This is a genomic window from Thermodesulfobacteriota bacterium, assembly GCA_040756475.1.
Classification (GTDB): domain Bacteria; phylum Desulfobacterota; class Deferrisomatia; order Deferrisomatales; family JACRMM01; genus JBFLZB01.
This window is the reverse complement of sequence record JBFLZB010000159.1, coordinates 1-6952: the sequence shown is the minus strand read 5'-3', so window position 1 is coordinate 6952 and position 6952 is coordinate 1. Positions and strand designations below refer to the sequence as shown.

General features: G+C 70.0%; 6 protein-coding genes. All 6 read right to left on the bottom strand.

Annotated features, from left to right (window positions below; genetic code table 11):
* On the bottom strand, positions 1 to 409 hold a 409-nt coding region (locus tag AB1578_18100), incomplete at its 3' end, for a response regulator transcription factor (protein ID MEW6489807.1).
* Positions 406 to 1578, bottom strand: a complete 1173-nt coding sequence (locus tag AB1578_18095) for a PAS domain-containing sensor histidine kinase (protein ID MEW6489806.1) — start codon at positions 1576 to 1578, stop codon at positions 406 to 408. The genes AB1578_18095 and AB1578_18100, both read right to left, overlap by 4 nt.
* Positions 1575 to 1829, bottom strand: a complete 255-nt coding sequence (locus tag AB1578_18090) for a hypothetical protein (protein MEW6489805.1) — start codon at positions 1827 to 1829, stop codon at positions 1575 to 1577. Before AB1578_18090 ends, AB1578_18095 begins: the two co-directional genes overlap by 4 nt.
* Entirely contained in the window at positions 1826 to 2509 is a 684-nt protein-coding gene (locus AB1578_18085) for an ABC transporter ATP-binding protein (GenBank protein ID MEW6489804.1), read from the bottom strand. The genes AB1578_18090 and AB1578_18085 overlap by 4 nt, the downstream gene beginning before the upstream one ends.
* Before the next feature lie 154 nt (positions 2510 to 2663).
* The gene (locus tag AB1578_18080; GenBank protein MEW6489803.1) at positions 2664 to 3914 is read right to left on the bottom strand and encodes a Glu/Leu/Phe/Val dehydrogenase; all 1251 of its coding nucleotides are present in this window, start codon (positions 3912 to 3914) and stop codon (positions 2664 to 2666) included.
* A gap of 238 nt (positions 3915 to 4152) precedes the next feature.
* The gene (locus tag AB1578_18075) at positions 4153 to 6753 is read right to left on the bottom strand and encodes a PEP/pyruvate-binding domain-containing protein (protein MEW6489802.1); all 2601 of its coding nucleotides are present in this window, start codon (positions 6751 to 6753) and stop codon (positions 4153 to 4155) included.
* Positions 6754 to 6952 lie beyond the last annotated feature (199 nt).

The window sequence follows — 6952 nt, the reverse complement described above, 5'->3', positions numbered from 1 at the left end:
CGGCGTCCAGCAACACGCGGGAGACCGAGGGGCTCAGGTAGGTCTCGCCCCGGGCGGCCGCCCGGATGGCCAGCAGGAGCTCCTCGGTCACCGAGCGCTTGAGCAGGTACCCGGCTGCCCCCATCCGCAGGGCCTGGCGCACCAGGGTCTCGTCGGAGTACATGGAGAGCACCACCACCCGGGTGCGCCCCCCCAGGGCCTGGACCCGCTCGATGGTCTGGATGCCGTTCATCCGCGGCATGGCGAGGTCCACCACCAGGATGTCGGGAGGGGTGCGGCGCACCAACTCCAGGGCCGCCATGCCGTCGTCGGCCTGCCCCACCACCTCCATGTCGGGCGCCTTCTCCAGGAGCGCGCAGATGCCCTGGCGCACCAGGTGGTGGTCGTCGGCTACGATGACCCGAATCATCTTCTCGACTCCTTTCCCTTCTCGGCAGGCTCTCCCCGGACTGCTTCCGGGGCTTCCGGGGCATCGGTCGGCACCACGGCCGCGATGGCCGTTCCGGCCCCGGGCGTGGAGCGGATCTCGAGGCGTCCCTCCAGGAGCTCGAGGCGCTCCCGCATCCCCACCAGCCCCAGTCCGCCCGCCTCGGTGCCCCCTAGGGCCCGGGCCGGGTCGAAGCCCGCTCCGTCGTCCTGCACGGCCAGGCGCGCCGCCCCCGGAAGGGCCTCCAGGCGCACCCGCACCCGGCTCGCCCGGGCGTGCTTGGCCGCGTTGGTGAGCGCCTCCTGGAGGAAGCGGTAGAGGCAGATCTGGGCGGCATCGCGCAGGGACGGCAGCTCCACCCCGGCGTACTCCACGGGCAGGTGGGTGCGGTGTCCAAAGGTGCGGCAGAAGCCCTCGAGAGTGCGGTTGAGACCCAGGGTATCGAGGGCGGGGGGCCGCAGATCCTGGGCCAGGGCGCGCACCCGGTCCACCGTGGCCTCCACCAGCGCCACGGCTTCCCGCAGCCTCGCCCCCAGGCCCGTGGCGCCCCCCGGCAGCTCCCCGTGCAGGAGCTCCAGGTGGATCTTGAGGGCGGTCAGCGACTGGCCGGCCTCGTCGTGGAGCTCCCGGGAGACCCGCGCCCGCTCCTCCTCCTGAGCCGACACCAGCTGCCGGCCCAGCTCGCGGAGCCGCCGCTCGCTGCGGCGCAGGGCCTCCTCCATCTTCTTGCGCTCGGTCACGTCGCGGCAGGTGAAAAGGAGCGTGCCGTCCTCGATGCGCACCCGCTTCACGTTCACCAGGAGGGCGTGGGGCGCACCGGCCTTGTCGCGCACCCGGCGCTCCAGGTTCTGGAGCTCTCCCTCCGCCTCCAGGGCCTCCCGGTCGAAGGAGAAATCCCCCAGCAGGCCCTGGATGCTCCCGAGCGACGCGGTCTCGTCCACCGTTCGCCCGAAGATGGTGTTCACGTTGGGGCAGATGTAGGTGAAGCGCCCGGCCTCGTCGGTGATGAAGACCGCGTCGGAGATGTTGCTGAGCACGAGCTCGTGGAGCTCCTGGGACGGCCGCCGGCTCTGGGGCGCACGGCGGCGCAGCCGTGCCCCGGGGGCGGAGGCGCCCTGCCCCGGCGGGGACTTCTCTCGGGGGCTCTTCATGCCCGCTCCAGCACCACGTCGAAGACCCCCTCGAACCCGCCTGCGAAGGCCGCAGCCAGCGGGATCACGAGGAAAGGCAGGGCGAAGGGGTCGCCCGGCAGGTGGGGATCGCCGGCGAAGGAAAAGGGGCCTTCCACGTTGGGCGGGGTCACGGGGCACGGCGCGGAATTCGCTCGGACCGCCCGGACCGCGGCCAGCGCCGCCGCGCCGGCCCCGAGAAAGGCTCCTCGGGTGTAGCCGCTCGTCTTCATCGGTTCTCCTCCCCGACGATCTTCCCGTCCTCCAGGCGCACCAGGCGCTTGACCTGGTCCAGCAGCCGGGGGTCGTGGGTGGAGAAGACGAACGTGGTGCCCTCGGCGTCGTTGAGGCGACGCATGAGCTCGATGATCCGGTGGCTCGTGTCGGAGTCGAGGTTGGCCGTGGGCTCGTCGGCGATGACCAGGTCGGGGCCGGTCACCAGGGCGCGGGCGATGGCCACGCGCTGGCGCTGCCCGCCGCTCATCTTGTCGGGGCGATGGCTCACGAAATCGGCGAGCCCCACCTCGGCGAGCCGCTCCAGCGCCTGCTCCCTGGCCTCGCGGGTGCCCGCCCCACGGATCTGCAAGGGGAGCATCACGTTTTCCAGGGCCGAGAGCACGGGCACCAGGTTGAAGTTCTGGAAGATGAAGCCGATGCGCCGGTTGCGAAGCTCCGCCTTGCGGTTTTCCGAGAGCCCGGCGGTGTCCTCCCCCGCCACGGTGACGGTGCCGGCGGTGGGGTCGTCGATGACGCCGATCAGGTTCAGGAGACTCGTCTTGCCGCTCCCCGAGGGGCCCCAGACCGCCACGAACTCGCCGGGGGCGATCTCGAAGTCCACCCCCCGGAGCGCCCGCACCCGGGTCTCCCCGAGGCGGTACTCCTTGTCCACCCCCCGCAGCGACACGAGCGCCATGCCCACTCCCCTCGACGTTTCCCCTCCCTGCCCCGCAGAGGTGTACCGATCCGCGGGCCAACCGTCAAGGGAGCGTCCGCGCATCCCACTCGTGCCCGTAAAGCGGAGTTACCCGTGGGGCGGCGGGGCAAGCCCGCCCGCTGCGCCGCTGGCCCTACACCCAGCCGCGCAGCTTCACCGCCTCGGCCACCCGCTGCACCGCCACCAGGTAGGCGGCCAGGCGCATGTGGACGCTGCGGTCCTTGTGCATCTTGTACACGTTCTGGTAGGCGTCGGACATCTTCCGGTCCAGGAGCCGGTGCACCTCCTCCAGGGACCAGTAGTAGTTGTAGGTGCCCTGCACCTGCTCGAAGTAGCTCACGGTCACCCCGCCGGCGTTGGCGAGGAAGTCCGGGATCACGTGGACCCCGTTCTCGAAGAGGATCCGGTCGGCCTCGGGGGTGGTGGGGCCGTTGGCCAGCTCACAACTGATCTTGGCCTTCACCCGGCCCGCGTTGGCCTTGGTGATCACGTTCTCCAGGGCCGAGGGGTAGAGCACGTCCACGTCGAGCTCCAGGAGCTCCTCGTTGGTCAGGGCAGTAGCCCCGGGGAACCCGGCCACCTTGCCGGTCTTGAGCTTGTAGTCCACCAGGCCCCGGGGGTCCATGCCCTGGGGTGCGTAGATGCCCCCGCTGGTGTCCGAGACCGCCACGAGCCGGCCGCCGCCCAGGATCTCGGGGTGGAGGAGCGCCGCGTACTGGCCGGCGTTTCCGAAACCCTGGACCGCATAGGTGCCGTGGAGGTTGGTGCCGAGCTTCCTGGCGGCCTCCCGCACGCAGATGACGCCCCCCCGGGCCGTGGCGTCGCCCCGCCCTTGGGATCCTCCCAGGGCCAGGGGCTTGCCCGTGATGACGGCCGGGTGGGACCGGCCCACGATGGCCTCGAACTCGTCCATCATCCAGGCCATGATCTGGGGGGTGGTGTAGACGTCGGGGGCGGGGCAGTCCCGGTGCTCCCCCAGCTCCCGGGCCACCGCGCGGACCCAGCCCCGGGCCAGGCGCTCCTTCTCACCGGTGGAGAGCTTCTTCGGGTCGCAGGTGACGCCGCCCTTGCCGCCCCCGAGGGGGATGTCCACCACCGAGCACTTCCAGGTCATCCACGCCGAAAGCGCCCGCACCGTGTCCATGGTCTCGTCCGGGTGCCACCGGATGCCCCCCTTGTTGGGGCCCCGGGCGTCGTTGTACTGCACCCGGTAACCGTGAAAGATGTGGGTGGTGCCGTCGTCCATCTTGACGGGAATCGTGAACTTGTACTCCCGGGCGGGCCAACGCAGGAGCTCCCGCAGGGCCGCCTCCAGGCCCAGCATCTCGGCGGCCTCGTCGAACTGGGCCTGGGCGACGTCGAACGGATTGAGGACCTCGGACATGGACACTTCCTCCTCGTCGATGAGAGTAGGGGGGCGCGCAGGGGTGCACGGGGCAGTCGGCAGCCCGATCCGCGCTCCGAGGGGAACGGATGCTAGGGCAACGCCAAGCCCGGTTCAAGATGAATATTGGCGAGGAATTTCAAGCTCTTAGGACGGCGGGGAAGAACCCGCAGCATGGCGGTTAAAAGACCACCAGGTGGGGCGGTTCCCTACCCCCGCCTACCAGGTGCCAGCACCCTCAGGCGAGGTAGCACACGGCCCGGCGCGTCTCGGGATCGGCCACCACCCGAGCGCGCGCCCCCCCCGACGCCTGGGGGACGTCGATGAGCTTCACCACCGGAGCGAACTCCTCGGTACCCGGGAGGATCCGGGTCAGGGCGTTGGGGCTCGCGTCGAAGAAGGCCGCGTGGAACCAGGCCTCGGGGTCGTCCGGGTACACCGGCAGGTAGATGATCTCCTGCTCCACGAGATCCTGGAAGAAGTGGGTGCCGTAGGACACCTCGGGCACGTGACCCGCCTCCTCCCGGGCCAGCTCCACGAGCACCGCTGCCCGGTCGATATCGGCGTAGCCCACGTTGACCCCCAGGTCGACGGTGTTGCTGCCCCACCGGCCCGGCCCCATCATGAGCACCTTGCCCTGGGCCACCTCGGGATGGCGGTTGATGCGCCCCACCAGGCGGCCGATGGAGCGCTTGAGCGCCAGGTCCTCCACCGCCGCGTACCGGCGCGGGTCGATGTAGAGGATGTGGCGGATGTCGGAGACCTCGCCCCCGCTGATGAAGCGGCTGGCGCGAAAGAGGACCCGTTCCCGAGGCAGATCCCCGGGGACGGCCAGCGGCCCGGTGACCCCCGGCAGCCGAAGGGGCCGGCACTGGAGCAGGTCGATCTTCACCCGGCCGGCAGCATCGACGCGGGCCGTGAACTCGGTGTCCACGGGCTCGCCGTAGGCCTCCTCCAGCACCTCGAGCATGCCCCCCAGAAGCCCCACGAAGTCAGTGTGGGCGATGAGCTTGTTGAAGGTGAGAAACATCCGGCTGCCGGGGGCGTCCACCCGGTTGCTGATCGGATCGTAGAGCTGTCCATCCTCCAGCACCGAGACGAGGTAGTGTAGGTTCGGGTAGTCGCCCCGGTCGAGGAGCTCCGCGGCGGGCAGGGTCACGAACCGGTTCTGGTCCAGGTCGAGAACGTCCATGTCCCGCTGGGAGTACTTGGCCACCTTCTCCCCCACCTCGGGGCGCAGCTGGGGGTGGCTGACCGCGATCATGCGCGGGTAGTCGCCCGCCGCCCGCCCCACGGCGTGGGTGCCCAGCCCGAACACCAGGCGGAGGAGGCCCTTCCTGGGGTCAATCCGGTCGTTCCAGGCGTACAGGTTTCGCGAAAAGGCCACCCCCGCCAGGGTGGGGAAGAAGTACCGGTCGTAGCGCAGCCCCGAGACCCGCATCACCAGCACGGCCATCTGCTCGTCGCTCTCGTCGAGACCCCGGCGCCGGCGGTAGGTGATGGCGTCGGGGTGCAGCGCGCTGGCATACACCAGCTTGACCGCCCGGAGGAGCTCCTCCATCCGCTCGTCGGGGCTGCCCTGGTTGACGAGGAACTCGCTGCGGTACTTGCCCGCAAAGGCGTTGCCGAAGCTGTCTTCCAGCAGGCTGCTCGACCGCACGATGATCGGCGCTTCCCCGTAGTAGTCGAGCATGGCGCGAAACTGCTTCACGATCTCCGGAGGAAAGCTCCCCTCCAGAAACCGCTCCTCCACCTCCTCGAACTCCTCGTGGGTGATCTGGAAGCTGCGAGACAAGTTCAGGCGCAGGCGAAAGAGGTTGTTGTTCACGAGAAAGGTGAAGAAGACGTCAGAGCCGATGTAGAAGGAGTCCTGGCTGTCGAAGATGCGGTGGAACTCCGCCTCGCCGAGCGCACTGCGCAGGGCGCAGCGCGCCGCCAGAATCCCCGAGGCCTTGCCCCCGATGCGCCCGGAGCCGATGAGCCTGCTGCGCACGGCCAGGAGGTCCCGGGCCCCGAGGCAGCGGTCCACCAGCCGGTCGAACTTGGGGTGGGTGCCGAGCATCATGCGGGTGAGCTCGCCCCGCAGCGCCGACACCTCGGCCTCCAGCCCGGGGGGGATCTCGTCCATATGGGCATAGGCAAGCAGGCGCTGGTACACGCTCTGCCAGGGGGCGATGGACGACTCCACCTCGTGGAGCGGGTGCTGGAGGGCGGCGGACGAGAGCTCGGCCGCCTCCCCGCTCTGGAAGATGGGCGACCAGATTTCCCCCTCCACCCGGTGGGGCAGGAACATCTGGGGCGAGTACCGGTCCCACACCTTGAGCGGGTGCACGTAGAGCCGCTCGCCCACGTGGTAGACGTCGAGCAGGAGCTGGGTGGTGTCCCGGATCCGGGCCACCGCGCTGTGGGCGTGCCGCCCCCGGGTGAGGGCGAAGTAGGCCACCGCGTCGATCTGGTAGAGAAAGGGGCAGGTGATCTGGAAGAAGTTGGCCAGGAGCACGTCGGTGGCCCACTCGGCCACCAAGGCCGAGAGGTTGTCGAAGACGTAGCAGACCTCCCGCCCCTCTTCCTCGATGATGCGCTGCACCCGGGCGCTGAAGCTGTCGAAACCGGCCGCGGGGTCCAGGGAGACGACCTTGAGGCCGAGCAGCGCCGGCACCACCGGCTCCTCCGGGGCAAACCGCACGTACACGCACGGGCGGCCGTCGCGCAGGGCCTGCTCCACGAAGTGGGCCGCGAAGAAGCGGTAGTCGTCCAGGCGGTCCACCTGCCAGACCACGTTGTCGCCGAGCCGCAGGCCCTGGATGAGCCGGTCGAAGGGGGGCAGGCCGCTCTGCATGGGGAGGGACTCCGTTCGGATTTCGGGCGGGAAGGCAGGTTCCAGGCGCCGCGGCCCGGGCACCGCGCAGGCTACCGTTGCCCTCGCGGAGGCGTCAAGATGATCGGCCCGCCCCCGAGGTATCCCCCTCGCCCCGTCGAAATCCAAATCGAAATCGAGGCCGGGGTCGGGATTCGCCACGGGGTCGATTTCGATTTGG